Here is a 23,588-nt window from a genome sequence, read left to right on the forward strand (position 1 = left end):
TCACGTCATCGGCGGCGCGACGAACTGTGTGAAGCCGGGGCGGGCCGCGAACTGCGCAAACCAGCGATCGAGGTTCGGCAGTTTCGGCTTGGTGACGCCCTCGACTCCCAGCCAGCGCCGCGCATAGGCGCCGAGCGCGATGTCGGCGATCGTGAACTGGTCGCCTTCGATGAAGCGCCCGCTCGCCAGCTGCGCCTCGACGATCCGCCACACCACGGCCTCGGCGTCGACATCCTTCTGGATCGCGGCCATGTCGCGCTTTTCGACCGGCGTCCGCACCAGCGCCCAGAACACCGGCCGGTCGACCGGCTGCAGCGTCGACAGCGTCCAGTCGAGCCAGCGGTCGACGCTTGCGCGCGCTTTCGGCTGCGCGGGGTAGATCGGCGAATTCTCGCCATAGGCCATGCAGAGATAGCGCATCACCGAATTGGATTCCCACAGCACGTAGTCGCCGTCCACCAGCGTCGGCACGCGGCCGTTCGGGTTCATCGCCAGATACGGCGCCTCGGTGTTCTTGCCGAACTGCATGCCGGCGTCGATGCGCTCATAGGCGAGATCGAGTTCGGCGAGGCACCACAGCACTTTTTGAACATTGACCGAATTGGCCCGGCCCCAGATCGTGAGTTGTTGTTTGTTGTTGTCGGCCACGCGTTGTCGCTCCCGCTGATCTTCCGATCGCCGTTCATAGCTGAAGATCAGCGAAAAAGCGCGCTTCTTGCGCGCGTTGAAGCCCGACAAAAAATCAGGCTCCGCCGCAGTGCGACAGAGCCACGATTTCTCGTGCATCGCGTCGGCTGGCGTCAGCCGGTCAGTGGCCGAAGAACAGCCACAGCAGAATGATCACCGGAATAGGCACGCCAAGCAACCACAACAGAAGTCCTCGTCCCATCATTTCCTCCTCAAAAATGCAGTCGAGGAGAAAACGCCGGAGGTCGCGGCCAGTTCCTGCGCGGAAAAGAACCTGGCGCGAAGGAACGTTTTATGATTTCGGATTTCCGGGAGCGGCAATCCAATTCGAAACAGCAAGTCACCGTCGCGCTCGACCGCCTCGCGCACTTCGGCATTGACGTCATCAGCATGGCGGCTGCGCGTCAGCCGCCATGCGCTTTCACTTGTTGTACAAGGCTTACCAGTGGCCGGTGTTCGGCATCGAGGACCACGGCTCCGCCGGCGGCTTCGGTTCGCCCTTCTGCAACAGCTCGATCGAATGCAGATCCGGCGAACGCACGAAGGCCATGTTGCCGTCGCGCGGCGGCCGGTTGATGGTGATGCCGGCCTTCATCAGGCGGTCGCAGGTCGCATAGATGTCGTCGACCTCATAGGCGAGGTGGCCGAAATAGCGGTCCTCGCCGTATTTCTCCTCGTCCCAATTGTAGGTGAGTTCGACCAGCGGCGCGCCGCGGTTCTGGGGCGCGGCCTTGAACAGGCCTTCGTCCTCGGGCGCGCACAGGAACACCAGCGTGAACCGGCCCTTGTCGTTGTCGACCCGGCGTACTTCCTTCAGCCCCAGCGCGTCCCGGTAAAACTTCATCGCGGTATCGAGATTGCGAACGCGCAGCATGGTGTGGAGATAGCGCATGTTTGTTGTCCTCCTGAGAACGTTTGGAGATATTGGTTATGGTTTGGGCGGGCGATAAATAGCAGCAAAATGCGCCAAGGGGCAGGGTGTTGCGTGCCGTTTGCGTGCCATACTTTTCCAGCCCTGTTGTTGGATGGGCAGACCCGCTGCATCCCCCCAGACGGCGAAACCTTGACCTTGAGTAACGGTCACTGCACCTTCGGCGATATGAAGCGACGCCTTGTGAATCTAGGAAGCCAAAATGGCAAAATATACGGGCGGCTCCGCTTCGACCTACCTGTTCGGGTTTGGTTTGTTTTTACATCGGCCTTGCGGTTTTAACGGCGCTCTCGCGGGGTCAGATAACGTGCGATGAGCGGGAAGGCCCTTGCTTCAACCCATTTACAAAAATGCCGGATGGAAAGCTTGGCATCTCAGAGTTCGGAGTATCTGTGATCGGGTTCATCATTCCGATGGCGGTGGGGTGGCTGATTAGCCAGATTAGGTTCTGATGAAGATGTTCGCGGTGATGAACGTCTACACCGGGGACCCGAGCCAACCGTTCCTGTTCGCCTGCCAGCAAACTCGCGGGCGAGGTTTAAGCCTTCATTCGCAAAGCCAAGCGCAAGCCGCCGCTGTTCCTTGTGGGTAAACCAAGCGAAGCTCAATGATTGGGCTGTGGATTTGTCTTAGGCTTGCACCTGGGGACGACACCCTGTGTCAGCAGGGTGTTCATTGATGGAGGTTCGGATGCCCAGACAATTCGGCTTGAAGGCAACATCTGCAGCCGCACGGTCGGCGGCAGTGGCATCATCGTCCGCAACGCGCCGCCTGAGTGCACCGGCGTCTGCATCGAAGAGCCATTCTTCGGACAGTTCTCAAGCGTCAAAGCTTTCTTCCCAACGCTCGGAGCTGCCGTTCTCGCCTGCGAGCTGGCGGGGCTGCCGTGGTCGGCGATCAATCTCTCAAGACTGAAGCTACACGCCACCGGCAAGGGCAACGCCAGGAAGCCAGAGATGCAGGCTGCCGCGAAGGCGAGGTGGGGTGTCGACCTGAAAGGATGAAGCTGACGCCGCGCGGACTGGAGCGCACGCGCTGGACGGCGGCCTCTTTGGGGAGAGGCCTCTGTTCGGCGGCCCCGTGAGACGTCGCGGTCGATGTGCCGAACGCGCGCCATTGCGACCCGGAAACCAGATGTTCGACCGGCTTCTTTACTTGCCTCCCGAGCTTCTCTTCCTTGCTACCGGATCGTCGGTACTTCAGCTATTTGACAGGAAGGACCCCGGTGAACTTGCCTCATGGCTTACCGAGGTTGCGCTTTGGATGTCGGGCGGCCTCGCCATCCTCAACCTTGCAGGGCTTTAATCGTCACCTGGCGTGTCAGGGCAGGGTCAACGCAGGAATAAGACTCTCGAACAGTTCGACGAGCCTTTGGCCGGTCATTCCGACGGCGGCGATGATGGCCAGGGCGATAAACCCGGCGATGAGACTGTATTCGATGGCGGTGGCGGCGGACTCGTCGCGCAGAAACTTCCCGAGCATTGATTCTCTCTCGAATTTCGACGGAAATGGTGTCGCACGCCCAAGTTGCCGTTGTGAAAACCAAAACCGTAAAATTGTACGGTCCCTGAAGCTGCGGCTCCACACGCATTCGCGGCATTGTTTTCGGGCGAATGTCTTTTTGCCTTTTGCCGAGCCAGACGCCGCGTCACCTGCGTGATCCCTCACACATACCCGATCGGCTGTCCCCTCCATTGTCGCGCCAACGGAGGGATCAACCATGTTTCTGATCAACGGCCTGCTCATTCTCGCGATGATTTTCTTTTTCGTGCTTCCGATTACCGACGCCAGGACGGCTCGGATGAAATTGTCCGTGGTGTCCAGCCTCGGCGTATTGCTGGCGGTCTCGGTTGTCGTGCCGCGCCTGATGCACTAACAACAACTGCCCGCTTCCATGCGCCTGCGGCGGCGGGCGGTTGGCTGACGCGCGGGCAGCGGGGGGCCTCGACATGATCATCGTGACCAGCAGCATCCTGGTGCGCGAGGACACTTTCGACGACGTGCTCCATTCCTGCCTGGAGCATGTCGAGCGCTCCCGCAAGGAGCCGGGCTGCATCTCGCATGACGTGCATGTCGACTGCCAGAACCCGATGCGGCTGTTCTTCTTCGAGCAATGGGCTGACGAGGCGGCGTTGCGCACGCATTTCGCCGTCGAAGGTTCGAAGGCGTTTGTAAGATCGCTCAAGGGCCGCATCGTCGAGACGACTGGGACGCAGATCTATCGGGCGGAAGCGATACCGCGATAAGGAAACTGCCGCCCCGCCCGGAAAGCCATCGCGACGGATGTTAGAGCAGGGGATTGTACATCCAGTCTTCCGGCCAGAACCTGTTTCCGATCCAGCCGAGGCCCGCCGCCACGGCAACGAAGACGAGCGCGGTCGGGATCAATTCGTCGATCGCAAAAGCTGTGGCCAGCAGCGGGCCGGCCAGATGCGCCGTCAGCCCGGCAAAGCCGATCCCGATGCCGAACAGCACGGCTTGAATGATCCAGGTCATGATTTCCCGAAGCGCCGTCATGCCGCGACGATAGCGCCAGTGCAGGCGGGATGGATGTGACCGGACGCACAGTGTTGTTCTGACGGCACGCTAGCCTTCGCACATCCGCTTCACTTCGGGAGGTTGAAATGCTGGCGTGGGTTTTATTGGTCGCAAATATGCCGACCATCGTGTGCACGATTTGCTCGGCCTTCCTCGCTTACAAGGAAAGGCCGCAATGGGTCTGGTTCGCAGGGTTAGCGGTGCTCGCCGGCATAGGCGGGCTGCTGACGCTCGGCGTCGTGCACGCACAACAACTCGCATGGCGATCGTGAGCGAGAAGGGCCGGACGCAGTCTGGCCCTCGGCGCAAGATTGGTATTCGTCAGATCAGACCTTCACGTCCAGCAGGGACGGTTCGTCGGGCGGCACATCCGCAAGGGCCGCTTCCACGGCGGCCGCCTTGGCGTGATAGACGGCCTGAAGATCCTGGTTGATCGTCGTCGGCGGCGCCTTGGCGTTCTGATCGACGACGAGTTGTATTCTGGCCTGCGTCACTTCAACCGGTATTGGATAAATGACCATGGGATTAACCCTCCTGGGCCAAACCCTGTCAGGCGCCGATTTACGCTTTGTAAAGAGGTTCGGTTAACGGCGCGACATTTCAGGGAGGCTCGGTAAATGGAGGCTTAAGTTTCCATGACCGGCGTCAAAAAAATTTATCGCGTTTTCGGGCGAAAGCCTGCGCCGGCGCGGCTTCAATCGGAACCGAAAGGTCCTAATGCGTCTCTTCCAGCCGCTCGGCATAGAGACGGAATTCCCCGGCCATCTCGATCAGCTTCTTCGAGGCTTCCGGATCCTTGACGGCTTCGGCAAGCCGCCTGGCCCTGTTGGACTGATCTCGATAGTGGTCGGCTTGGGTCATCGCAGCACCTTTTTGGATAAGTACGGGCTGCGCCAAAAAGGTTCGACGTCCGGCACGCGACCGAACATGGCGGGATGAGGGACAGCAAATCGGCGCGAGATCGATCGGAGGAGTAAGAGGACGAAGCGGCGAGGTAACGGTATCTTAACACGGCAACCGTGCCGGAAAACACGCCCCCTGTTCGTTCTTTGAGAACAAAAGGAGTCTTGCTCCGCGCCATCGATGTCGGATCGATTACTCGCGAAAACGCAGATAACCCTATTCAGTTAGGTTAAAACCCAAATCGCGTTGTGCGTATTTGAAGTTGCGATAGGGATGGCATGAGGAAAACAGGCCATGGTCCCTTCGTTTCATAACGCGGACAAACCGACCCACCGGCGCGTCATGGTGGTCGGCCTGCTGTTTTGCCTTGCCTTTGTCGTCATCAGCTTTTCATTGCGGCCGCAAGCCGAAAGCGGCCATGCGCTGGTCAAGGCCGACAGGCTGGTCCGCACCGCGGGTGAACCGCACAAGGCGAACTAGCGCGCGGCACTCCAGCGCTCAGCGGTCCGGAAATTTCTCGCCTGGCGATTTGTGATAGGTCGCGATGGCGATGAAGCCGGCATAGCCGATCACATTGATCAGAATTTCCATCCACGCGGGCATGGCACACCTTTCCCTGTAGGGAACTCCGCCAGGGCCATATTAGTTCCTGCGTAATCCGATGATCAGACCCGCCCGATCGCATGGCTCGCGATCGCGCGCGGCCGCGGGCCGTCCGCTCCACAATGAAAAAACCCCGCCTGCATTCGAAGATGCAGACGGGGTCTTTCGTGCTTTCACCTCTCGCAAGGTTGCTGCACTTGGCAGGAAAACGTCGAGGCGCCGGCTTCGTTCCTGCCGTTCTCGGAATTTCTTGGCGAATTTTCCTGGCGCAATCCGCTTGCGGTTCCACCCGCCATATCCTGTCGGTGATAACGCGAAGGCCGCGCAAGCTTCTGCTGGTTCCGCCTCAACGCCAGAACGAGGGCCGGCCGGATCCGTTCAGCGCATTGGCCAAGGTCGTCTCGTAATACTCTTCACGCTCGCGTTCGAACTTCTGCTGGGTTTCCCTGAAGCTCGCGACGCGGGCTGCGATTTCGGCCCGGTCGCGCGCGAGTCTTTCTTCTTTCTCCGTCATCGCCCATCCGTGTTCTGTTTGATTCGCGCCCCGCCATCATTGGCGCGCGCGAATGGGGCGTGAATGGGGAAGCGGGCTTGCAGCATTGTGATCGCCTGCGGTTGTGAAGCGAAGGCAGTGGATAAGGTGTGGCGCATTCTTGTCGCTCACGCGGGTTCCCGTTAGCGAAAGACACAAACGGGAGGTTCCAATGGCAAAGATCGATCTGGATTCACTTGGTATCGAAGAACTCGCTAGTCTGCGCGAGAACGCCACCGACAAGCTGTTCGAGAAAGTCGCAGCACGCCGTGCCGAGCTCGAAGCGGAACTGGAAAAGCTGGCCCAGTACGGCAAGGCGGTGAAGAAGGCGGAAAGCGCACCCGCGCCGAAGGCGAAGAAGACCGAAGAAGCCAAGGAGCCGAAGGAACAGGTCGCCAAGGCAGCATGATTAGAGCCGCCTGATACGTGGGAGGGCCGACGATGCGCATGCTGCCCGTCCGGGCTGGGCGCATCGATCTGGTAATCCGATCGGCCGTGCTATAGTCGGCGCGGCCCATTGTTTCGGAAAATTCAGCGGTGATCGCCAAGGATTTGCGCAGCGGTGTCGAGCAGCTCGGCAACATGATCGCCGAAGCTTCGTGTATCGTTCCCTTTACCGGTGCCGGCATTTCCACCGAATGCGGCATTCCGGATTTCCGCTCGCCCGGCGGCCTGTGGACCCGTAACCGCCCGATCGCGTTCGACGAATTCGTTTCCAGCACTGAGGCGAGGGCCGAGGCCTGGCGGCGGCGCTTTGCGATGGAAGCAACCTTTGCAGCGGCAAGGCCCGGCCGCGGGCATCGCGCGCTGGCCTCGCTCTACAACGCCGGCAAGATCCCGGCGATCATCACCCAGAACATCGACAATCTGCACCAGGCGTCGGGCTTCAAGGCCGACGATGTGGTCGAACTGCATGGCAACACCACCTATGCCCGCTGCATCGGCTGCGGACATGCCTATGATCTTCCTTGGGTAAAAGCGCGTTTCGAAGAAACCGGCGACGCCCCCGACTGCACCATCTGCGACGAGCCGGTGAAGACTGCGACAATCTCGTTCGGACAGGCGATGCCGGAAGACGCAATGCGCCGCGCCACCGAACTGGCCCAGCAATGCGACCTGTTCCTGGCGATCGGATCATCGCTAGTCGTTTGGCCGGCCGCAGGTTTTCCGCTGATGGCCAGGAACAGCGGCGCGAAGCTGGTCATCATCAACAACGAGCCGACCGAACAGGACGATATCGCCGATCTGGTGATCCGTTTCGACATCGGGGAAACGCTCGGACCGTTTGTAGGCAATTGATCTCCAACTGATTCGCGGCTGTGCAAGGCTGTTCATAGCCCCCGCAATTTTGTTTTTTTTAGCTATGCGCCGCAATCGGGAGTGTTATCTTTTGATTCGAGAGATTCGCGCTGCGTTACCATGATGGTCATGGTAGGGCGCGTGTTCCGGTCCACGATGGCGATAGTGGACCGCTTTTTTTGAATGTGTGAGGTCCGGGGTCATGGGGTCGGACGAATTTGGGTCCAAGAAGCTCGGGGGGCCGCCGTCAGGCGGGACAGGGCAAAACAGACTTGGACCGAGTGAATACACAGCCGGCGCGCAACGCGATCCGGCGGTGGATGCGTTTTCGGGGCTCGGCGATGCCGCAGCCAACCTTGTCGAAATATCCGGCGTCATCAAATGGTTCGACGCTTCCAAGGGCTACGGCTTCATCGTTCCGGACAATGGCTGGCCCGACGTGCTGCTGCACGTCACCGTGCTTAGGCGCGACGGCTATCAGACCGCCTATGAAGGCGCGCGGCTGGTGGTCGAATGCGTGCAGCGCGCGAAGGGCTATCAAGCGTTCCGGATCGTTTCGATGGACGAGTCCACCGCGATCCATCCGGCGCAAATGCTTCCGCCCCGGACTCATGTCAGCGTCACGCCGACCAGCGGGCTGGAGCGGGCCCAGGTCAAATGGTTCAACCGGCTGCGCGGCTTCGGCTTCCTGACCTGCGGCGAGGGCACGCCGGACATTTTCGTCCATATGGAAACGCTGCGCCGCTTCGGTATGACCGAGCTGCGTCCGGGCCAGTATGTGCTGGTGCGCTTTGGACCGGGGTCCAAGGGCATGATGGCGGCCGAGATCCATCCCGAGACCGGCCCGTCGGCGCTGTCGTCGCATTGATCCTGCTGACGGAAATTTGAGCCGGACGCCGCGCACCCGCGCGGCGGCCTCTGGCATTTGCCGCAATCATCAGGTTAGGGTTCCCCGGCAATTCCCTGATGTCCGGCATGAGTGCTTTGATGAATTTCGCTTTGATGGTTGCGCGGCTTCGCATTGACGGCCGCCTGATGACGTCGCTGGCCGCGGCATCCGCCGTGCTCGTCATCCTCTGCGCCAATCCTGCCGCGCGGGCCGCGAGCGTTCAGCCGCTCGAGATCGCTACCAAGTCAGGCGTGCACGTGTTTTCGGTCGAAATGGCGACGACGGAGGAGGAGAAGACCCAGGGGCTGATGTACCGGAAGGAACTACCCGACGGTAAAGGCATGCTGTTCGATTTCTCGCCGGAGCAGCAGATCTCGATGTGGATGAAGAACACCTACATCTCGCTGGACATGATCTTCATCCGCGCCGACGGCCGCATCCTGCGCATCGCCGAAAATACCGAGCCGTTCTCCACCAAGATCATCTCCTCCGGCGGGCTCGCCAAGGGCGTGCTGGAAGTGATTGCGGGCACCGCGCAAAAGTATGGCATTCAGCCCGGCGACCGGGTGGCGCACCCGCTGTTCAATAAGCGCTGAGCCGGTCCGGAGCGCCTTGATGGCCGGGGTCTAAGCGTGTATCGACGCATTTCCCAGCATCGGATCGGGGTATAGCGCAGCCTGGTAGCGCGGCAGTTTTGGGTACTGCAGGTCGTTGGTTCGAATCCAGCTGCCCCGACCAATAAAATCAATGACTTGCCGAGTCTTTTTCGGATTGAATCTTCCCAGCGATCCCAATTGGGCAAGGGCAGGGGAAAACGTGTGATTGGTACGAAGATAGTCATTCTGGCGCGGCAGGCTCTGCTGCTGGGGCTGGCGCTTTGTCTTGCCACCACAGTCCTGGGCCGGACGGCCGCGGCCAATCCGGCGCAGATGATTTCTGACTTTCGGCTAAAGCACGGGGAGAAGCGCGTCACCCTGGATGCTGCTCTCACACGGATTGCGCACGATCAAGCCGAGGCGATGGCCGCAAAGGACCGACTGGATCACGATGTCCTCGGCCGGTTCAATACGCGCGTCGGCCCGGCGGGCGCCGGCCGGGCCGCAGAGAACATTGCGTATGGCTATGACAGTTTCCCCAAAACCCTCGACCAGTGGATCAATTCGTCCGGGCACCGAAAAAACCTCCTGCTGCCCGGCGCCACGCGCGTCGGTGTTGCCAGCGTGAAAAGCGCGAAGACTGGTCGCATGTATTGGGCCATGGTGATCGCGGGCGACTATGAGAGTCCCAAAAAGCCGAAGAGTTCGCCAAAGAGTTCGCCGAAGGAATCAAAGCAGGCAACTACGACGAAGCCGAAATCGCGCGCGGCTGAGGCCTGCCGACTGAAGATTCTCAGCATCTGCTTCTAGAGAAAGTCGCAACTTTGCGGCTTGCAATATTGTTCTCGTTATGTTCTCATTGGTTATTCCTCGGAGGTGACCAATGGATGTCGAGAAGCAACGGGAAATAATCCGGCTCTGGAATCGCATGCGCCGGGTCGAAGGTCCGGTCGCGGAGGAAATCCGTATCCAGATTCTTGAATGCTTTGCGCAGCGCGAGCCGTCGAGCGCGCGGATGAGCGATCGCCGCGAGGTATTGAGCCGCGTGCGGGTTCCGACCGGTCAGGTGCATCGCATCGGCGAGCGCGGCAACAACGCAACGCTTTGACGGCTTCGTACCTCGGCCAGGTTGATTCTGCGGCCGTCAAGGTTGACGGAATCGACGTGCGGTGCATGCTGCACGCATGTTGTCGCGTGTGCGCAATCATTTTCAAGGTGCGAAGTTCGCCCGCATGAGCAGCGGGACGTACTGCGTCATCCGCGATCTCGGCCTGGTCAAGGGCGGCAAGGGGATGCGGCACCATGAGGTGCTCGTCACCTTCAGTCTCAAGGCCGCCTGGCGATGGATGGGGCACGTCCGCAGAGACGTGGTCAGGACCAAGAAGAATTCAGCCTGGCTTGAACGGATGCCGGAACCGGTGTCGGAGAATGCTTCGCAGCCGTAGCGGCCCAGTCAGCGCTGCGCCGCCTGCCATGCCAATAGCCTGTTCTCGGCCAGCGACATCGCCACCGACGTCACGTAACCGGTGACACCGAGCAGGATGACACCGGCGAACAGGTCGGCCGAGCGGAACGCGCGGGCCGACAGCAGCACCCAGTGGCCGAGCCCGTCGAGGCCGGCCAGGATTTCGCAGACCACCGACAGGATCAGCGCCACCGTCAGGCTGAGGCGCATGCCGGCGAGAATGTCGGGGCTGGCGGAGGGCAGCGCGATCTTGAAGATCACGGCGAGCCGCGACATCTGCAACGAGCGCGCCACCTCGTAGAGCCGGGGCTCGACCGCCGCAAAACCATGGATGGTCGCCAGCATGATCGGCCAGATCGCGCCGAAGGCGATCACGAACAGCGCCATCGCCTGCGTCAATCCGAGCATGGCGATCGCAACCGGAATGATCGCCGATACCGGCAGCGGCCGTAAAAACTCCAGCGAGGGCGCGACATAGGTCCGCATCGTGCGCGACGATCCGATGATCGCGCCGATCGCGATGCCGGCGATCGAGGCGGCGAGCCAGCCATAGGTCATGTGTTCGAGCGTGCCGGCGAGCTTGCTCCAGAGGTCGCCTGCGGAAAATCCGCGCACCAGCGCCGCCCAGGCCCGGTCAGGCCCCGGCAGGAACACCGGCGAGACCAGTTTCAAATTGGCGATCAATTGCCAGAGCGCAATGAAGCTGGCGGCAACCGCAAAGCTCGCCAATCGCCAGACAAGGGCTGTGCGGTTCATGGGCTGTCTCCGCTCAACGCGGCGCGGCCGAACAGGCGCTGTTGGGCTACGGTCAGAAGGATGTTCAGCGCGTAGCCGATGATGCCGATCCAGACCAGATAGGCCAGCATCAGGTCGGGGCGCAGCGCCTGTTGCGCCAGCATGATGCCGGCGCCGAGGCCGAGCGGATTGATCGCGATTTCGACCGTCACGGCGACGATCAGGGCGATGCCGGCCGACAGCCGAAAGGCCACGAAGATCCGCGGCAGCGCCGCCGGGATGATGATCTTCCAGATCCGCTGCGCCGGCGGCAGCCGCAGCGCCCGCGCCACTTCCATCAACCGCGGCTCGATGCTGCGCACGGCGGCACGCGAGAGGATCAGGATCGGCCAGACGCAAGCGAACGCCACGATCACGATTTCCATGCGGTAGCCGAAGCCGAGCGCGATCAGCGCGATCGGCAACAGCGCAATCGAGGGGATCGGCCGGATCGCCTCGACGGTTACTTCCATCAGGCGGTTGAGCGTATCCGAAATTCCGAAGGCGATGCCGAACGCGAGGCCAATGAGGGTGCCGATGGCGAGGCCTGTGAAGGCCGAGAACAGCGTGTCGCGCGTCGCCGCGAGAATCGAGAAATCGGCGAAGGCGCCAATCAGCGCCATGACGATCTGGCTCGGCGGCGCCAGGCTGTCGCTTTGCAGATGGGTGGCGCGCGCCCACACCTCGAACGCCAGCAGCACCGCGAGCGGCAACGCCAGCGCCTTGGCGGAATTGCCCGTCACTGCTCGGTCGCCTTGATGAAATCGAACAATTGCCGCCGCAGCCGCAGGAATTCCGGATGCTCGCGGGTCGACAATTGATCGCGCGGGCGCGGCAGGTTGACCGGCAGTTCGATCCCGATCCGTCCCGGATGCGGCAGCAGGCCGATCACGCGGTCGCCGAGATAGATCGCTTCATCAAGGTCGTGGGTCACGAAGATCACGGTGGCGCCGCTCGCCGCCACCAGCGACAGCACCTCGTCCTGCAACCCCTGCCGCGTCATCGCGTCCAGCGCGCCGAACGGCTCGTCCATCAGCAGCGTCTTCGGTTCCTGCGCCAGGCAGCGGGCGATCTGCAGGCGCTGCTGCATGCCGCCTGACATCTCGGACGGATACTTGCCGGCGTGGCCTGGCAGGCCGACGGTGCGCAGCAATTCCTCGATGCGGGCAGGGCGCTCGGCCGACGGCATGCCGCCCGCTTCCAGCGCCAGCGAAACGTTGCCCGCCGCGGTGCGCCACGGCAGCAGCGCCTTGCCGTAATCCTGGAACACGATCGCGATCTCGCGACGCGGCTCGCGCATCGGCTGGCCGTCGAAATTCACTCTTCCGCTGGTCGGCTGATAGAGCCCAGCCGCCAGACGCAGCGCCGTGGTCTTGCCGCAACCGGAGGCGCCGACGATGCAGAGGAATTCGCCGGGTCGGACGCCGAGGCCGAGATTCTCGATGATGGTCTTGCCGCCGAGGACGAGCGTGACCCCGTCAAATGCGATCTGCGGCGCAATGGTACCGGATACGGCTTCGAGGCGTTTTGCGGCGCTTGCCATGATGTCAGCTCTCGCTGCCTGACGGATAGACGAAGTCCATAGTCGAGCGGAGATGCGCAGATAGCATCGCTTGCGAGCCCTGAATGTCGCGCGCGATCACGCGGTCGGCGAGCAATTGATGGGCGCGGACGAATTTCTTGCCGCTGTCGAAGGAGCGCATCATCACCCGGCGGTAGCGGTAGGCCTGGTCGTAGAGATCGGAATGCGCCGCGAGCAGGCGTTTTGAGCCGCAGGCGGCCAGCAGCGCGGTATGAAACCCCTTGTGCAGCCGGTCGAAATCCTCCGCGCCCTCGCGGAATTCATCGCCGGTCCGCTCGATGTGGCGGCGCATCTGGTGCAGCGCGCTGACGATGCCGGCCTCCCAGGCGTCATCGCCGTGGGTGATCGCCAGCCTGATGGCCTCGACCTCGATCGCGGTGCGCATGCAGGTGATGTCGAGCAGATCCTCGCGGCTGATATCGGCGACGCGAAAGCCGCGCTGCCCGGTGCCGACGATCAGTCCGCGCGACATCAGCCGCGACAGGCCTTCGCGCAGCGGCGTGGCGCCGATTTCGTAGCGCTGCACGAGGTCGACGATGCCAAGCCGCGATCCCGGCGCCAGATGACCGGCCAGGATGTCCTGCTCGACCAGCATGGCCGCGCGCTCGCTCAGCGTGGCGGCCTCTGCCGCCGGTCGGCTCGGTTGGCGCTCGGACGCCGGCATCGCGAAATCCTCTACTTCAGGACCAGCTTCGAGGTGTCGAGCTTGGATTGCAGCATCTTTTGCGTCGACATCACCTCGATCCACCAGGCGAGTTGCTCGGGCTTCAGCACCGGTTCGGAGCGGTTCGGCGGCGTCGCCTTGACCAGCTCGATCGGCTGCTTGGTGAATTTTGAAATCGAGGTCGACGCCTTTTCGCGGTCGTTGTTGACGATGACGGCGGATTCGGCGAGCGCGTCGCGGAATTTCTTGATCGCCGCGGCGTTCTTGTCCGCCCATTCGCGCGACGCTGCGTAGAAGATGATGGGATGGGTGCGCGCCAGTTCGACGGCATAGCGCGCGCCGACCGAGCCCAGTCCGGCATTGGTCATGCGGGTCACGAACGGTTCGGCGGTCAGCACGGCGTCGACGCCGCCGGACTTGATGATATCGGCCATGGTCGGGAAGGTGACCTCGACGAAATTGACGCTCTTGGGATCGACGCCCTTCTCCACCAGCCATTTCACGAACAGCACGTGCAGGAAGGCGTTCAGCCCGGGCGCGCCGACTTTCTTGCCGACAAAGTCCTTCGGCTCCTTGATGGTGATGCCGTTGCGGACGAAGGCGGTGATGTTGCCGTTCGACACCGGGCTCATCACGGTTGCACCGGCAATCGCGACGAGATCGAGCCCGCCGTCGGCGGCCTGCAGGAACACGGTCGAGGTCGGCCCGCCGATCTGGATCGAGTTCGACAGGATCGCGGCCGGGATATTCGAGTTGATGGCGATCGGTGTCATCTCGACCTCGAGCCCGTGCTTTCTGAAGATGCCTTCGTCGATCGCCACCATCGCCGAAGCGCAGTCCGAGGTCGCCGTGCAGCCGACCTGGATCTTGGCTTGCGCAAAGGCGGTGCCGGTCAGCGCCACGCTGACCGCAAGGGCGGCAAGAACCTTTTTCACGGCTTTCTCCCCATCTACATTTTTCAGGCTTGTTTATCGATATTTTTTTTGATCATATATTTCATCGGAAAACAAGGGGTCATCCAGTGAAACTCGCAACATTCAAATCCGGCGGACAGGAAAAGATCGGAATCGTGCATACGGGCGATACGGCTCTGTTCGATCTCGCGGCCGCCGCTAGCCGGAGCGGAAGCGCCAACCCGGCCTTCGCGTCGATGCTGGCATTGATCGACGCCGGCGAGAGCGCACTCGAACAGGCGGCAAAAGTGTTCGAGAAGCACGGCAAGGACGAGAGCCTGTCAATCAACACCGGGACGGCCGAGGTTCTCGCGCCGGTCCCTGAGCCGCGGCAGATGCGGGACGGCATGTCGTTTCCGCTGCACATCCTGCAGGCCCCGCGCGGGCAGCTCAAGCTCGCCGCGCGCGCCAAGGGCGACACGGCGGAACTGGCGCGGATCGAGGCCGAACCGCTCGGCGAACTGCCGGAGGTCTACCGCAAGCAGCCGATCTACTACATCACCAACCGCTTCAGCGTCCGCGGCACCAACACCACGGTGAAGTGGCCGCGCTACAGCCAGGTGATGGATTACGAACTAGAATTCGGCGTCATTACCAAAAGCAAGGGCGCCAACATCTCCGCCGCCAAGGCCAAAGACCACATATTCGGCTATACGATCTTCAATGACTTTTCCGCGCGCGATGCCCAGCGCATTGAAATGGAGGGCCGGCTGGGCCCGGCGAAAGGCAAGAGTTTCGACGGCGGCAACGTGATGGGGCCGTGGATCGTCACGCCCGACGAGATCGGCGATCCCTACAAATTGAAGATGGAAGCACGCGTCAACGGCAAGATGCGTTCGCAGGGCGTGACCGAGGGCATGCTATTCTCGTTCGAGGAGATCATCGCCCATGTCAGCAAGGACGAGACCCTGATGCCCGGCGAATTCATCGGGTCCGGCACCGTCGGCAATGGCTGCGGCCTCGAGCTCGGCTGGTATCTCGAGCACGGCGATACCATTGAACTCGAAGTCGAAAAGATCGGCACGTTGAAGAACCGGGTCGAGCGGCAATAGTCTGTTGCCGGCGACGTCACCAATAAGAACATCACGCGAGGAAACGCCATGGCGCGCAAATTGATCGATATCTCCGTTCCCCTGCAAAACGACGTGCCGGCCGACCCGCCTGGCAATCACCCGACCATTCAGTATATCGACCACCAGCAGGGCCTGCCGCGGATGCTGCAGTTCTTCGACGGGCTGAAGGCGGAAGACCTGCCGGACGGGCAGGGCTGGGCGGTGGAACAGGTATCGCTCTCGACCCACAACGGCACGCATCTGGACGCGCCCTGGCACTTCCATCCCACCATGAACCGCGGCGAACGCGCCTGGACCATCGACGAGGTGCCGCTCGAATGGTGCTTTCAGCCGGGTGTGAAGCTCGACTTTCGGCATTTTCCGGACGGCTATGTCGCGACCGCCAAGGATGTCGAGGCTGAACTGAAGCGCATCGGCCATACGCTGTCGCCGCTGGAAATCGTCGTGGTCAACACCAGCGCCGGCGTCAAATATGGAAGGCCCGATTACGTCACCTCCGGCTGCGGCATGGGCTACGAGGCGACGATGTATCTGTTGGAGCGCGGCGTGCGGCTGACCGGGATCGACGGCTGGAGTTGGGATGCGCCGTTCATCTACACCGCGAAGAAATATGCCGAGACCAGGGACGCCAGCCTGATCTGGGAAGGCCACAAGGCCGGTCGCCACATCGGCTATTGTCACATCGAAAAACTGCACAATCTCGAACAACTACCGTCAACCGGCTTTGCGGTGTCCTGCTTCCCGGTGAAGATCGAGCGCGCTTCGGCGGGCTGGACCCGGGCGGTCGCCATCCTCGACGGCTGAAGGCTGCATGCGACAACAAACAAAAGCAGGGAGAGAACGGATGACGGATTTGCGCACGCCCCCGCTGCGGGGATGCTTTTGCTGTGGCCCATCAAGTCCGTCACTCGCCAGCCCAAGCCGGCGCGGCTTCATGTTCGGCGCCGGCGCGCTGGCGCTGACAACGGCGGTAGGCAGCAACCGGGCAACGGCACAAACCGCCGACACAAAACCGTTCCGCATTGACGTTCACCATCATCTGTCGCCGCCGACCTACGTGACCGCGTCGAACGACAGCGGTTTTGGCGATCCGCTGATGAAGAACTGGAGCATCGAGAAATCACTGGCTGATATGGACAAGGCCGGCATCGCCACCGCGATGCTGTCGGTCACCACGCCCGCCGTCAATTTCACCAAGGGCGATGCCGCGCGAAAACTCTGCCGCGAGTCGAATGAGTATGGCGCAAAACTGGTCGCGGATTATCCCGGACGCTTCGGCAATTTCGCGATGCTGCCGCTCACCGACGCCGAAGGCAGCTTGCGCGAACTGACGTATGCGCTCGATACCCTGAAGGCCGACGGCATCGCCTTGATGACGAGTTACGGCGACAAGTGGCTCGGCGATCCATCATTCCTGCCCGTGATGGAAGAACTCAATCGTCGCAAGGCGCTGGTGTACACCCATCCGACGGCGGCCAATTGCTGCGTGAACCTGGTGCCGACACAGCCGCCTGTCATGATCGAGTTCGGCACCGACACGACGCGCACCATCGCCGACATCGTCTTCTCCGGCAATGCGCGGCGGTTTCCCGATATCCGCTGGATCTTCTCGCACGCCGGCGGCACGATGCCGTTCCTGATCGAGCGCTTCGTCCGTCATCCGCTGCTGGTGCCGAAGGCCAAGGAGACGGTGCCTGATGGCACGCTCGCCGAGCTGAAGCGTTTCTTCTATGACACCGCGCAGACCTCCAACCGCGGCGCGATGTCGGCGTTGGCGGCGATCATCCCGCCATCGCAAATCGTGTTCGGAACGGATTTCCCGTACCGGACCGGCAGCGATCATGTGAAGGGGTTGCGCGAGGCGGGTGTGTTTACGGAAGAACAGATCGCAGCGATCGAGCGGGGGAATGCGCTCAAGCTGTTACCGCGGCTGGCAAGCTAGTTTGGGAGCTGGCCGGTCCACTCGTCATGTTGTGGAGCGAGCCGCCAAAAAGAAAAGGCGCGCCGGACTGTCCGGCACGCCTGATTCTTGATTCTTGTCTCCGATCCGTCTGAAGCGACGGCGATCGGATCTATATCACCACCTGCAGACGCGGACGCCGTAGGAATTCCACCAGCAGCGGGGACCCACAACGAGTGGCGCGCCATAGTAGCCGTAGCCTCGGCCGTAACCGCGGCCGCGATAGAAGCCACGGCCGCCGCGATAGACGCCACCGCCGCGATAGTAGCCTCGGCCGCCACGCGCCTGCGCGGAGGTGGTTGTCCCGCCGACCAGAATGGCAGAGGTGCTGGCGACGTAGACGAACAACAAAGCCAACGCTGCGAGGCAGCGGGTCAGGATATTGTAGCGTTTAGCCATTCGGGAATCTCCGGGTCACTTCCAGACACCTGGACTTCAGCACTGTCTCACTTAGACGCGCGAGCAGGCATTCGGTTCAGATGCGCTAAGACAATATTTTTACTAAGGTTCTTGCGGGCTTTCGGGACTCTATTAAGAAGGGCAGGTAAGGTCAAGTTGCAGCCGATTTGCCGAGGATTTTTGCGTTGCGCCGTTCATCTTCCTGAATGCTTCCTGAACACGGATGATTGTGCGCTGCAGAATTCCGAGAGAAGCTACGGCAAGGCCACGCCGGCAACTTGATCTCGACACGATTTCCATTTCTCAGCGTAAGACCACCTCGCCTTAACGAGTACCCATGTCCAAAAAACACACTTATGTCCTTGGCCTGAACACTTACGACCATGATGTCAGCGCCTGCCTGTTGCGCGACGGCGCCATCGCCTTTGCCATCGCCAAGGAGCGGATCACGCGGGCCAAGCACGCATCGGGCTTCTACAAGGAAGTGATCGACTATTGCCTCGAAGCCGAAGGCATTACGCTCGACGACGTCGATCTGGTGGTGCGCAATTGTTACATCCTGCCGGTCCAGGAAATGGAGGAGCGGCTGGTCTATTTCGATGCGCCGGGCTTCCTCCCGGATTTCGAGCGGGGCGACGCAGCCAAGCACCCGCTGTACCTGTCGCGTCAGGACAAGGTAGTCACGATCTCCCATCACCTCGCGCACGCCTACAGCGCGTTCGCGGTGTCGCCGTTCGAGGATGGCGTCGTGATGATCGTCGATGGTGTCGGCAGCTACCGCTCCGACGTGATGGAAGCCTTTCCGGCCAGCGATACGGCGACGCCGCTCGCGCGGGAGTCGGAGAGCTACTACAAGTTCAGCGGCACGACGCTGGAATGCCTGAAGAAGGTCTGGATGGAGCCGGACCGCGGCTTCCTCAGCGACGAATTCTACACCATGCCCGGTCTCGGCGCGCTGTACAGTCGCGCCTCCACCTACATTTTCGGCGACTGGAACAAATGCGGCGAGCTGATGGGGCTGGCGCCCTATGGCCGCCGCGACCAGGTCAAGCATTTGCTCGAAATGACGGACGGCAAGCTGCAGGTGCCGCACTGGACCGCCGACTTCAAGCAGCCTTACGTGTTCGAACCCGGCAGCAACTGGGAAAAGAACCCCGCGATGCGGCACTGGGAAGACCTGGCCTGGCGTACGCAGGACGACACCGAGAACGTCCTGCTTGCGCGTGCCCGCTGGCTGCGTGAAACCACCGGTGCAAAAAACCTCTGCATGGCCGGCGGCGTCGCGTTGAACTGCGTGGCGAACGGGCGGGTCGCCCGCGAGGCTGGGTTCGAGAACGTCTGGATCCAGCCTGCGGCCGGCGATGACGGCATTGCGATCGGCTGCGCCTATTACGGCTGGCTCGAAATTCTGAAGCAGCGCCGCGACTTCGTCATGGATCATTCCTATGTCGGCAGGCGCTACAGCGATCAGGACGCCGCCACGGAATTGAAGAAACTCCTCGTGCGCATCCAGGTCGGTGCCGTCAAGAGCGAGAACGTGTGCCGCGACACGGCCAGGCTGCTCGCCGACCAGAAGGTGATCGGCTGGTTTCAGGACCGGTCGGAATTCGGGCCGCGCGCGCTCGGCAACCGCAGCCTGCTGGCCGACCCGCGCAAGCCCGAAATGAAGGACACCCTCAACAGCCGCGTCAAGCACCGGCAGGCGTTCCGGCCGTTCGCGCCGATCGTGCTGGCCGAGCGCATGAAGGAAATTTTTGAAGGCGATGAAGACTCGCCCTTCATGCTGATCGCCAAACCGGTTCGTCCCGAGTGGCGGGATAAAATTCCGGCGATCGTGCACGTCGACGGCACCGCACGGGTGCAGACCGTGCGCGAGGCAACCAATCCGATGCTTTACCGCCTGCTGAAGGAGTTCGAGGCGCTGACCGGCGTTCCCGTGCTGATCAACACCTCATTCAACATCAAGGGCGAGCCCATCGTGGAAACGCCGCAGGATGCCGTGAACTGCTTTCTGACCACGGGCGTCGATCATCTGGTCATCCACGATACGATCGTCTCGAAGACCGCGATGCACAAGGTGGTCGCGCCGCTGGTCACGATCGCCGCCGATGTGCGGACGCTGGTGGCCTCGACCGCGCAGCCGGCCTGAGGGCGGCTGTCGCGGTCCAGTCAGGAGCCGCTCAGGCGGCTTTCGGCGCTGCCGGCTTGAGCGGCTTGTCCTGACGCTTCGACCAGGAAATGTAGTAGGCGACGATGGTCATGATCGCGATGCCGGTCACGCTGACGAATATCTGCGCGAACAGCGAGCCCGAGCTCATCGACAGTTCGAAATGCCCGACGAACGACAGGAACACGCCGACGCAGAACACGGCGAGCGACTGCTGGCCGCAAACAATCAGCGGATCGAAAATCTTCCATTCCAGTCCCGGCCAATCCTTTGGCACGAAGCGGATGACCAGGATCACGATCACCACAAAGTGCAGGAAGCGATAGGGGGCGAGGTTGGTCTTGTCGTTCGGGTTGAACGTCGAATACAGCCACTGCGGGAACAGCTCGCCGAACGCCGGAAACTTGCCGGCCATGGTCATGACAAGCGCCAGGATCATGTAGCCGATGCAGAACCAGAGCGTGGCCGGGTGCATGATCACCCCTGCCGATTGCCGTGCACCGCCGAGCGCGCACCATGCACCGAAGATGAACAGCACCTGCCAGCAGAACGGGTTGAAGTACCAGGTGCCGGTCGGGTAGGCGGGCAGGTTCCAACCGGTCTGCCGCGACACCAGCCACAGCGCAATCGCGGCCAGCATGGTCCAGTTGGGCTGGCGCAGCATGATCCACAACACCGGCGGGAACAGCCCCATCAGCACGATGTAGAGCGGCAGCACGTCGAGATTGACGGGCTTGAACTTCAGGAACAATCCCTGCCGCAGCGTTTCCGTCGCATTGTCGACCAGGCCGACGACGTTGAACTCGTTGACCAGTTCGGAATCGCCGAAGCGCAGCGCCAGATAGCTGATCGAGGCGATATAGATCACGAACAGGATGATGTGGGCGACATAGAGCTGCCAGACCCGCTTGGTCAGCCGCGTGGCGCCGACGATGAAGCCGCGCTCCAGCATCATCCGGGCATAGACGAAAGAGGCGGTATAGCCGGATATGAAAACGAACAGGTCGGCGGCGTCGCTGAACCCGTAATTGCGGGTGGTGATCCAGTTCACGACGTTGTCTGGAATATGGTCCAGATAGATCGCCCAGTTCGCGACCCCGCGAAACAGGTCGAGCCGGAGGTCGCGTCCTTTGTCGGGCAGGGTGGCGTTGATTTTCATGGCTGCCGTTTCGCAGTGATGCTTTCGGGAGGATGGCGCAGGTCCCGGGCGCCGGATAGCCCTAGATTGTCACAGTACGGCATAATGACTATACCGATACGGTAATGGTACATCCGGGTCTCTGGAATCACCGATCAAATTTCCTGAAAGGTGTCTCTATACTATCCCGGCTGTTTCCGCCAAACGCTACCGTGTCGCATATCGCTTGAGGACCCAATCATCCATGACCGCACGCATTTTTAAGCCCGCCAAAAACGCGATGCAATCGGGCAGGGCCAAGACCCGGGAATGGCAGCTCGATTATGAGCCCGAGCAGCCCCGGGCGGTCGAGCCGCTGATGGGCTGGACCTCGTCGGGCGACATGAAGCAGCAGCTCACCTTGCACTTCGACACCAAGGAAGACGCGATCGCCTATTGCGAGCGCAAGGGCATTGCCTACCAGGTGATCGAGCCCAGGGATTCGGAGCGCCGGCCGGCCGCCTACGCCGACAATTTCGCTTTCAAGCGCGTCGAGCCCTGGACGCATTAGGCTGGACGACGCCGGGAGTCCGGACGAGGGCTATCGCTCCAGGCCCGATGCCGACGGATCGCCCGATATCGGCAGCGGCGCATCCTTCGCGACGCCGAGCACCGGGAAGGTCCTGATATTGCGCACTTCAGGCATCGCGGAAAACTGCAGAAGCTGCTGGTGCATGCCCTCGACGTTTCGCGCCACGCATTTGAGCAGATAGTCGGCATCGCCCGAAATCCGCCAGCTCTGCAGCACGAGCGGCACCGCCGCGATCGATTTTTCGAACGCCTGCAGCGGGGCCTGGGCCTGGCTCTGCAACTGGATCAGGACAAAGGAAATGACTTCGTAGCCCAGCAGCGTTTCGTCGAGCGTGGCTCTGACCGCGCTGACATAGCCGCGCTCGCGCAGCGCGCGAACGCGCCGCCGGCACGGCGGCTCGGAAAGGCCGACCCTGTCAGCCAGTTCGTTGTTGCGGATACGTCCATCCCTTTGCAGCTCGGACAGTATCTTCAGGTCGATGTCGTCGAGGGGGTGGCGTTCCGTCATAGGTTCTTCTTTGGCTCCTCGTGGGCACCTCATCGGCGCTCCAGCGTGCCACGCGTGGCGACGCGCCGGGAGGGGGGACGTTTGGTTTGCGCCCGGTCCGGCGCCGGGCCGGGGGCCACGCTCGACAGCACCAGCTTTTCGTGGGCGGCGACGATGGCCTCCTTGGTGAGCCGCCCGCCGGGCCGGTACCAGGTGGTGAGGCCGGTCAACAAGGCCAGGATCGCAAATGTCGCCACCTGGACGTCCACGACCTCGAATTCGCCTTCGGCGACGCCCTCGGTGAGGATTTCGGCGAGCCGTGCCTCATAGGCGCCGCGCAGCGCCACAATCGCTTCGTAATTCTTCGGCTCCAAGCTTCGCAATTCGGAATTGGCGATGAAGACCTCGCGCTTCCTGGTCATGTGGTAGCTGACGTGGAAGGCGACAAAGGCGCGGAGCTTGTCGACCGGCCGCTGCTTGCCCTGCAGGGCGCGATCGAGCTGGCGCAGCAATTCGTTGATGTGGTCCCGCACCAGCTCGAACAGCAATTCCTGCTTGGTCGAGATGTGGTTATAGAGCGATCCCGACTGGATGCCGACCTCGGCGGCGAGCTGGCGCAGGCTCATGGCAGCAAAGCCGTGCTCGAAGATCAGGCGCAGCCCGGCTTTGCGGATCGCCTCCATCGTCTTCGGGCCGTGTGAACCGATCGTTCGCGCCATGGGGCCTCTGAAGTGGCATTCGCCGCTATGGAAACGAGCGGTCGATCGTATAATTCTGGCACGAAAGGATAGTAATTTCAATCGCCTGTAGACTTTATTTGAGTTCAAATAGGTTCCGCTTGCAGGCTAGTTAAAAAAACGTATGATCGTTTAATTGGAAGACTGGAGGAAATGATGGCCTTGAACAGGGCGCTGCTTCTGAACTTCGATCTCGGCGAGACCGCGGATGCGATCCGCGAGACGGTGCATGCGTTTTCGCAGAACGAGATCGCGCCGCGCGCCGCCGAAATCGACCGCAGCAACCAGTTTCCGCGCGACCTCTGGCCCAAGATCGGCGCGCTCGGCCTGCACGGCATCACCGTCGAGGAGGAATATGGCGGCACCGGCCTCGGCTATCTCGAGCACTGCATCGCGCTGGAAGAGATGTCGCGGGCCTCGGCCGCTGTCGGGCTGTCCTACGGCGCGCATTCCAACCTCTGCGTCAACCAGATCCGCCGCAACGGCAACGAAAAACAGAAACGCAAGTACCTGCCGAAGCTGATTTCGGGCGAGCATGTCGGTTCGCTGGCGATGTCGGAGCCGGGCGCAGGCTCCGACGTGGTCTCGATGAAGACCCGCGCCGACAAGAAGGGCGACCGCTTTGTGCTCAACGGCAACAA

Annotated in this window: 34 protein-coding genes and 1 tRNA gene; 19 read left to right on the top strand and 16 right to left on the bottom strand. The window is 61.7% G+C overall.

Annotation, left to right across the window (positions count from 1 at the left end; translation table 11 throughout):
• Window positions 1–648, bottom strand: a complete 648-nt coding sequence (locus JQ624_RS07275; protein ID WP_312014385.1) for a glutathione S-transferase family protein — start codon at window positions 646–648, stop codon at window positions 1–3.
• A 478-nt stretch (window positions 649–1,126) separates the two neighbouring features.
• Window positions 1,127–1,579 (bottom strand): VOC family protein, encoded by a 453-nt coding sequence (locus JQ624_RS07280; protein WP_212418154.1) that lies wholly within the window; start codon window positions 1,577–1,579, stop codon window positions 1,127–1,129.
• A 707-nt stretch (window positions 1,580–2,286) separates the two neighbouring features.
• Here JQ624_RS07280 and JQ624_RS07285 point away from each other — a divergent pair.
• Window positions 2,287–2,622, top strand: a complete 336-nt coding sequence (locus JQ624_RS07285) for a hypothetical protein (RefSeq protein WP_212418155.1) — start codon at window positions 2,287–2,289, stop codon at window positions 2,620–2,622.
• A 316-nt stretch (window positions 2,623–2,938) separates the two neighbouring features.
• Here the strand turns inward: JQ624_RS07285 and JQ624_RS07290 are convergent, their stop codons facing one another.
• Window positions 2,939–3,100 (bottom strand): Flp family type IVb pilin, encoded by a 162-nt coding sequence (locus tag JQ624_RS07290; protein WP_212418156.1) that lies wholly within the window; start codon window positions 3,098–3,100, stop codon window positions 2,939–2,941.
• A gap of 238 nt (window positions 3,101–3,338) precedes the next feature.
• On the opposite strand from JQ624_RS07290, the gene JQ624_RS07295 reads away from it, so the two are divergent.
• A complete protein-coding gene (locus JQ624_RS07295; RefSeq protein ID WP_212418157.1) occupies window positions 3,339–3,494 on the top strand; it encodes a hypothetical protein in 156 nt (51 codons plus the stop codon).
• A gap of 73 nt (window positions 3,495–3,567) precedes the next feature.
• Complete coding sequence (locus JQ624_RS07300) at window positions 3,568–3,864, top strand: putative quinol monooxygenase (protein ID WP_212418158.1); 297 nt, start codon at window positions 3,568–3,570, stop codon at window positions 3,862–3,864.
• Between the two features lie 40 nt (window positions 3,865–3,904).
• On the opposite strand, the gene JQ624_RS07305 is transcribed toward JQ624_RS07300, so the two are convergent.
• Window positions 3,905–4,114 carry a hypothetical protein gene (locus tag JQ624_RS07305; RefSeq protein ID WP_212418159.1) on the bottom strand — a complete coding sequence of 70 codons (210 nt, stop codon included), beginning with the start codon at window positions 4,112–4,114 and terminating at the stop codon, window positions 3,905–3,907.
• 128 nt (window positions 4,115–4,242) lie between these two features.
• Here JQ624_RS07305 and JQ624_RS07310 point away from each other — a divergent pair, with 128 nt between their 5' ends.
• Window positions 4,243–4,428: a hypothetical protein gene (locus JQ624_RS07310; protein ID WP_212418160.1), complete on the top strand. Its 186-nt coding sequence runs from the start codon at window positions 4,243–4,245 to the stop codon at window positions 4,426–4,428.
• Between the two features lie 54 nt (window positions 4,429–4,482).
• Here JQ624_RS07310 and JQ624_RS07315 read toward each other — a convergent pair whose 3' ends face one another.
• Window positions 4,483–4,677: a hypothetical protein gene (locus JQ624_RS07315; RefSeq protein WP_108519492.1), complete on the bottom strand. Its 195-nt coding sequence runs from the start codon at window positions 4,675–4,677 to the stop codon at window positions 4,483–4,485.
• A 193-nt stretch (window positions 4,678–4,870) separates the two neighbouring features.
• Window positions 4,871–5,017 (bottom strand): hypothetical protein, encoded by a 147-nt coding sequence (locus JQ624_RS07320; protein ID WP_212418161.1) that lies wholly within the window; start codon window positions 5,015–5,017, stop codon window positions 4,871–4,873.
• Between the two features lie 336 nt (window positions 5,018–5,353).
• Here JQ624_RS07320 and JQ624_RS07325 point away from each other — a divergent pair, with 336 nt between their 5' ends.
• Window positions 5,354–5,539, top strand: coding sequence for a hypothetical protein (locus JQ624_RS07325; protein WP_212418217.1), 186 nt, complete (start codon window positions 5,354–5,356; stop codon window positions 5,537–5,539).
• A 469-nt stretch (window positions 5,540–6,008) separates the two neighbouring features.
• On the opposite strand, the gene JQ624_RS07330 is transcribed toward JQ624_RS07325, so the two are convergent.
• Complete coding sequence (locus JQ624_RS07330) at window positions 6,009–6,176, bottom strand: hypothetical protein (RefSeq protein WP_212418162.1); 168 nt, start codon at window positions 6,174–6,176, stop codon at window positions 6,009–6,011.
• Between the two features lie 190 nt (window positions 6,177–6,366).
• Between JQ624_RS07330 and JQ624_RS07335 the strand changes: the two genes are divergently transcribed.
• The 8 genes from JQ624_RS07335 (at window position 6,367) to JQ624_RS07370 (ending at window position 10,423) form a co-directional block, all read left to right on the top strand.
• Window positions 6,367–6,603 (top strand): hypothetical protein, encoded by a 237-nt coding sequence (locus tag JQ624_RS07335; RefSeq protein WP_212418163.1) that lies wholly within the window; start codon window positions 6,367–6,369, stop codon window positions 6,601–6,603.
• A gap of 128 nt (window positions 6,604–6,731) precedes the next feature.
• Window positions 6,732–7,493: a Sir2 family NAD-dependent protein deacetylase gene (locus JQ624_RS07340; protein ID WP_212418164.1), complete on the top strand. Its 762-nt coding sequence runs from the start codon at window positions 6,732–6,734 to the stop codon at window positions 7,491–7,493.
• A 202-nt stretch (window positions 7,494–7,695) separates the two neighbouring features.
• Window positions 7,696–8,361, top strand: coding sequence for a cold-shock protein (locus JQ624_RS07345; protein WP_212418165.1), 666 nt, complete (start codon window positions 7,696–7,698; stop codon window positions 8,359–8,361).
• 167 nt (window positions 8,362–8,528) lie between these two features.
• Window positions 8,529–8,978 (top strand): DUF192 domain-containing protein, encoded by a 450-nt coding sequence (locus JQ624_RS07350; protein WP_249129517.1) that lies wholly within the window; start codon window positions 8,529–8,531, stop codon window positions 8,976–8,978.
• Between the two features lie 65 nt (window positions 8,979–9,043).
• Window positions 9,044–9,120 (top strand) — tRNA-Pro (locus JQ624_RS07355).
• Between the two features lie 83 nt (window positions 9,121–9,203).
• On the top strand, window positions 9,204–9,788 hold the full coding sequence (locus JQ624_RS07360) for a CAP domain-containing protein (protein WP_409334302.1): 585 nt from the start codon (window positions 9,204–9,206) through the stop codon (window positions 9,786–9,788).
• Window positions 9,789–9,861: 73 nt separating this feature from the next.
• On the top strand, window positions 9,862–10,086 hold the full coding sequence (locus tag JQ624_RS07365; protein WP_212418218.1) for a hypothetical protein: 225 nt from the start codon (window positions 9,862–9,864) through the stop codon (window positions 10,084–10,086).
• 124 nt (window positions 10,087–10,210) lie between these two features.
• Window positions 10,211–10,423: a hypothetical protein gene (locus JQ624_RS07370; protein WP_212418219.1), complete on the top strand. Its 213-nt coding sequence runs from the start codon at window positions 10,211–10,213 to the stop codon at window positions 10,421–10,423.
• An 8-nt stretch (window positions 10,424–10,431) separates the two neighbouring features.
• Here the strand turns inward: JQ624_RS07370 and JQ624_RS07375 are convergent, their stop codons facing one another.
• The 5 genes from JQ624_RS07375 to JQ624_RS07395 are packed head-to-tail and all read right to left on the bottom strand — an operon-like array spanning window position 10,432 to window position 14,398.
• Window positions 10,432–11,199, bottom strand: a complete 768-nt coding sequence (locus tag JQ624_RS07375; protein WP_212418166.1) for an ABC transporter permease — start codon at window positions 11,197–11,199, stop codon at window positions 10,432–10,434.
• The gene (locus JQ624_RS07380) at window positions 11,196–11,960 is read right to left on the bottom strand and encodes an ABC transporter permease (protein ID WP_212418167.1); all 765 of its coding nucleotides are present in this window, start codon (window positions 11,958–11,960) and stop codon (window positions 11,196–11,198) included. The genes JQ624_RS07375 and JQ624_RS07380 overlap by 4 nt, the downstream gene beginning before the upstream one ends.
• Window positions 11,957–12,760, bottom strand: coding sequence for an ABC transporter ATP-binding protein (locus JQ624_RS07385; protein WP_212418168.1), 804 nt, complete (start codon window positions 12,758–12,760; stop codon window positions 11,957–11,959). The genes JQ624_RS07380 and JQ624_RS07385 overlap by 4 nt, the downstream gene beginning before the upstream one ends.
• 4 nt (window positions 12,761–12,764) lie before the next feature.
• Window positions 12,765–13,463 (bottom strand): GntR family transcriptional regulator, encoded by a 699-nt coding sequence (locus tag JQ624_RS07390; RefSeq protein WP_212418169.1) that lies wholly within the window; start codon window positions 13,461–13,463, stop codon window positions 12,765–12,767.
• 11 nt (window positions 13,464–13,474) lie between these two features.
• Window positions 13,475–14,398, bottom strand: coding sequence for an ABC transporter substrate-binding protein (locus tag JQ624_RS07395; RefSeq protein WP_212418170.1), 924 nt, complete (start codon window positions 14,396–14,398; stop codon window positions 13,475–13,477).
• Window positions 14,399–14,484: 86 nt separating this feature from the next.
• Between JQ624_RS07395 and JQ624_RS07400 the strand changes: the two genes are divergently transcribed.
• The 3 genes from JQ624_RS07400 (at window position 14,485) to JQ624_RS07410 (ending at window position 17,431) form a co-directional block, all read left to right on the top strand.
• Window positions 14,485–15,468, top strand: a complete 984-nt coding sequence (locus JQ624_RS07400; RefSeq protein ID WP_212418171.1) for a fumarylacetoacetate hydrolase family protein — start codon at window positions 14,485–14,487, stop codon at window positions 15,466–15,468.
• A 48-nt stretch (window positions 15,469–15,516) separates the two neighbouring features.
• On the top strand, window positions 15,517–16,293 hold the full coding sequence (locus JQ624_RS07405; RefSeq protein ID WP_212418172.1) for a cyclase family protein: 777 nt from the start codon (window positions 15,517–15,519) through the stop codon (window positions 16,291–16,293).
• A 130-nt stretch (window positions 16,294–16,423) separates the two neighbouring features.
• On the top strand, window positions 16,424–17,431 hold the full coding sequence (locus JQ624_RS07410; protein ID WP_212418173.1) for an amidohydrolase family protein: 1,008 nt from the start codon (window positions 16,424–16,426) through the stop codon (window positions 17,429–17,431).
• Between the two features lie 135 nt (window positions 17,432–17,566).
• Here JQ624_RS07410 and JQ624_RS07415 read toward each other — a convergent pair whose 3' ends face one another.
• On the bottom strand, window positions 17,567–17,848 hold the full coding sequence (locus tag JQ624_RS07415; RefSeq protein WP_212418174.1) for a hypothetical protein: 282 nt from the start codon (window positions 17,846–17,848) through the stop codon (window positions 17,567–17,569).
• 337 nt (window positions 17,849–18,185) lie between these two features.
• Here JQ624_RS07415 and JQ624_RS07420 point away from each other — a divergent pair, with 337 nt between their 5' ends.
• Window positions 18,186–19,997, top strand: a complete 1,812-nt coding sequence (locus tag JQ624_RS07420) for a carbamoyltransferase C-terminal domain-containing protein (RefSeq protein ID WP_212418175.1) — start codon at window positions 18,186–18,188, stop codon at window positions 19,995–19,997.
• Window positions 19,998–20,028: 31 nt separating this feature from the next.
• On the opposite strand, the gene JQ624_RS07425 is transcribed toward JQ624_RS07420, so the two are convergent.
• On the bottom strand, window positions 20,029–21,174 hold the full coding sequence (locus JQ624_RS07425; RefSeq protein WP_212418176.1) for an OpgC domain-containing protein: 1,146 nt from the start codon (window positions 21,172–21,174) through the stop codon (window positions 20,029–20,031).
• A gap of 223 nt (window positions 21,175–21,397) precedes the next feature.
• Here JQ624_RS07425 and JQ624_RS07430 point away from each other — a divergent pair, with 223 nt between their 5' ends.
• Window positions 21,398–21,703, top strand: coding sequence for an ETC complex I subunit (locus JQ624_RS07430; RefSeq protein ID WP_212418177.1), 306 nt, complete (start codon window positions 21,398–21,400; stop codon window positions 21,701–21,703).
• A gap of 30 nt (window positions 21,704–21,733) precedes the next feature.
• Here the strand turns inward: JQ624_RS07430 and JQ624_RS07435 are convergent, their stop codons facing one another.
• Window positions 21,734–22,231, bottom strand: a complete 498-nt coding sequence (locus JQ624_RS07435; RefSeq protein ID WP_212418178.1) for an Lrp/AsnC family transcriptional regulator — start codon at window positions 22,229–22,231, stop codon at window positions 21,734–21,736.
• A 29-nt stretch (window positions 22,232–22,260) separates the two neighbouring features.
• Window positions 22,261–22,929: a TetR/AcrR family transcriptional regulator gene (locus JQ624_RS07440; RefSeq protein WP_212418179.1), complete on the bottom strand. Its 669-nt coding sequence runs from the start codon at window positions 22,927–22,929 to the stop codon at window positions 22,261–22,263.
• A gap of 174 nt (window positions 22,930–23,103) precedes the next feature.
• On the opposite strand from JQ624_RS07440, the gene JQ624_RS07445 reads away from it, so the two are divergent.
• The coding region (locus JQ624_RS07445; protein WP_212418180.1) for an acyl-CoA dehydrogenase family protein at window positions 23,104–23,588 on the top strand (485 nt) is incomplete at its 3' end.

It is taken from the genome of Bradyrhizobium sp. AUGA SZCCT0283 (assembly GCF_018130385.1).
Lineage (GTDB): Bacteria > Pseudomonadota > Alphaproteobacteria > Rhizobiales > Xanthobacteraceae > Bradyrhizobium.

Excerpts from the sequence above, each read along its gene's own strand:
- JQ624_RS07280 (WP_212418154.1), bottom strand. The coding sequence starts at position 1,579 with ATGCGCTATCTCCACACCATGCTGCGCGTTCGCAATCTCGATACCGCG.
- JQ624_RS07290 (WP_212418156.1), bottom strand. The coding sequence starts at position 3,100 with ATGCTCGGGAAGTTTCTGCGCGACGAGTCCGCCGCCACCGCCATCGAA.
- JQ624_RS07295 (WP_212418157.1), top strand. The coding sequence starts at position 3,339 with ATGTTTCTGATCAACGGCCTGCTCATTCTCGCGATGATTTTCTTTTTC.
- JQ624_RS07300 (WP_212418158.1), top strand. The coding sequence starts at position 3,568 with ATGATCATCGTGACCAGCAGCATCCTGGTGCGCGAGGACACTTTCGAC.
- JQ624_RS07305 (WP_212418159.1), bottom strand. The coding sequence starts at position 4,114 with ATGACCTGGATCATTCAAGCCGTGCTGTTCGGCATCGGGATCGGCTTT.
- JQ624_RS07310 (WP_212418160.1), top strand. The coding sequence starts at position 4,243 with ATGCTGGCGTGGGTTTTATTGGTCGCAAATATGCCGACCATCGTGTGC.
- JQ624_RS07315 (WP_108519492.1), bottom strand. The coding sequence starts at position 4,677 with ATGGTCATTTATCCAATACCGGTTGAAGTGACGCAGGCCAGAATACAA.
- JQ624_RS07320 (WP_212418161.1), bottom strand. The coding sequence starts at position 5,017 with ATGACCCAAGCCGACCACTATCGAGATCAGTCCAACAGGGCCAGGCGG.
- JQ624_RS07325 (WP_212418217.1), top strand. The coding sequence starts at position 5,354 with ATGGTCCCTTCGTTTCATAACGCGGACAAACCGACCCACCGGCGCGTC.
- JQ624_RS07330 (WP_212418162.1), bottom strand. The coding sequence starts at position 6,176 with ATGACGGAGAAAGAAGAAAGACTCGCGCGCGACCGGGCCGAAATCGCA.
- JQ624_RS07335 (WP_212418163.1), top strand. The coding sequence starts at position 6,367 with ATGGCAAAGATCGATCTGGATTCACTTGGTATCGAAGAACTCGCTAGT.
- JQ624_RS07345 (WP_212418165.1), top strand. The coding sequence starts at position 7,696 with ATGGGGTCGGACGAATTTGGGTCCAAGAAGCTCGGGGGGCCGCCGTCA.
- JQ624_RS07350 (WP_249129517.1), top strand. The coding sequence starts at position 8,529 with ATGACGTCGCTGGCCGCGGCATCCGCCGTGCTCGTCATCCTCTGCGCC.
- JQ624_RS07365 (WP_212418218.1), top strand. The coding sequence starts at position 9,862 with ATGGATGTCGAGAAGCAACGGGAAATAATCCGGCTCTGGAATCGCATG.
- JQ624_RS07370 (WP_212418219.1), top strand. The coding sequence starts at position 10,211 with ATGAGCAGCGGGACGTACTGCGTCATCCGCGATCTCGGCCTGGTCAAG.
- JQ624_RS07375 (WP_212418166.1), bottom strand. The coding sequence starts at position 11,199 with ATGAACCGCACAGCCCTTGTCTGGCGATTGGCGAGCTTTGCGGTTGCC.
- JQ624_RS07385 (WP_212418168.1), bottom strand. The coding sequence starts at position 12,760 with ATGGCAAGCGCCGCAAAACGCCTCGAAGCCGTATCCGGTACCATTGCG.
- JQ624_RS07390 (WP_212418169.1), bottom strand. The coding sequence starts at position 13,463 with ATGCCGGCGTCCGAGCGCCAACCGAGCCGACCGGCGGCAGAGGCCGCC.
- JQ624_RS07405 (WP_212418172.1), top strand. The coding sequence starts at position 15,517 with ATGGCGCGCAAATTGATCGATATCTCCGTTCCCCTGCAAAACGACGTG.
- JQ624_RS07410 (WP_212418173.1), top strand. The coding sequence starts at position 16,424 with ATGTTCGGCGCCGGCGCGCTGGCGCTGACAACGGCGGTAGGCAGCAAC.
- JQ624_RS07415 (WP_212418174.1), bottom strand. The coding sequence starts at position 17,848 with ATGGCTAAACGCTACAATATCCTGACCCGCTGCCTCGCAGCGTTGGCT.
- JQ624_RS07420 (WP_212418175.1), top strand. The coding sequence starts at position 18,186 with ATGTCCAAAAAACACACTTATGTCCTTGGCCTGAACACTTACGACCAT.
- JQ624_RS07425 (WP_212418176.1), bottom strand. The coding sequence starts at position 21,174 with ATGAAAATCAACGCCACCCTGCCCGACAAAGGACGCGACCTCCGGCTC.
- JQ624_RS07430 (WP_212418177.1), top strand. The coding sequence starts at position 21,398 with ATGACCGCACGCATTTTTAAGCCCGCCAAAAACGCGATGCAATCGGGC.
- JQ624_RS07435 (WP_212418178.1), bottom strand. The coding sequence starts at position 22,231 with ATGACGGAACGCCACCCCCTCGACGACATCGACCTGAAGATACTGTCC.
- JQ624_RS07440 (WP_212418179.1), bottom strand. The coding sequence starts at position 22,929 with ATGGCGCGAACGATCGGTTCACACGGCCCGAAGACGATGGAGGCGATC.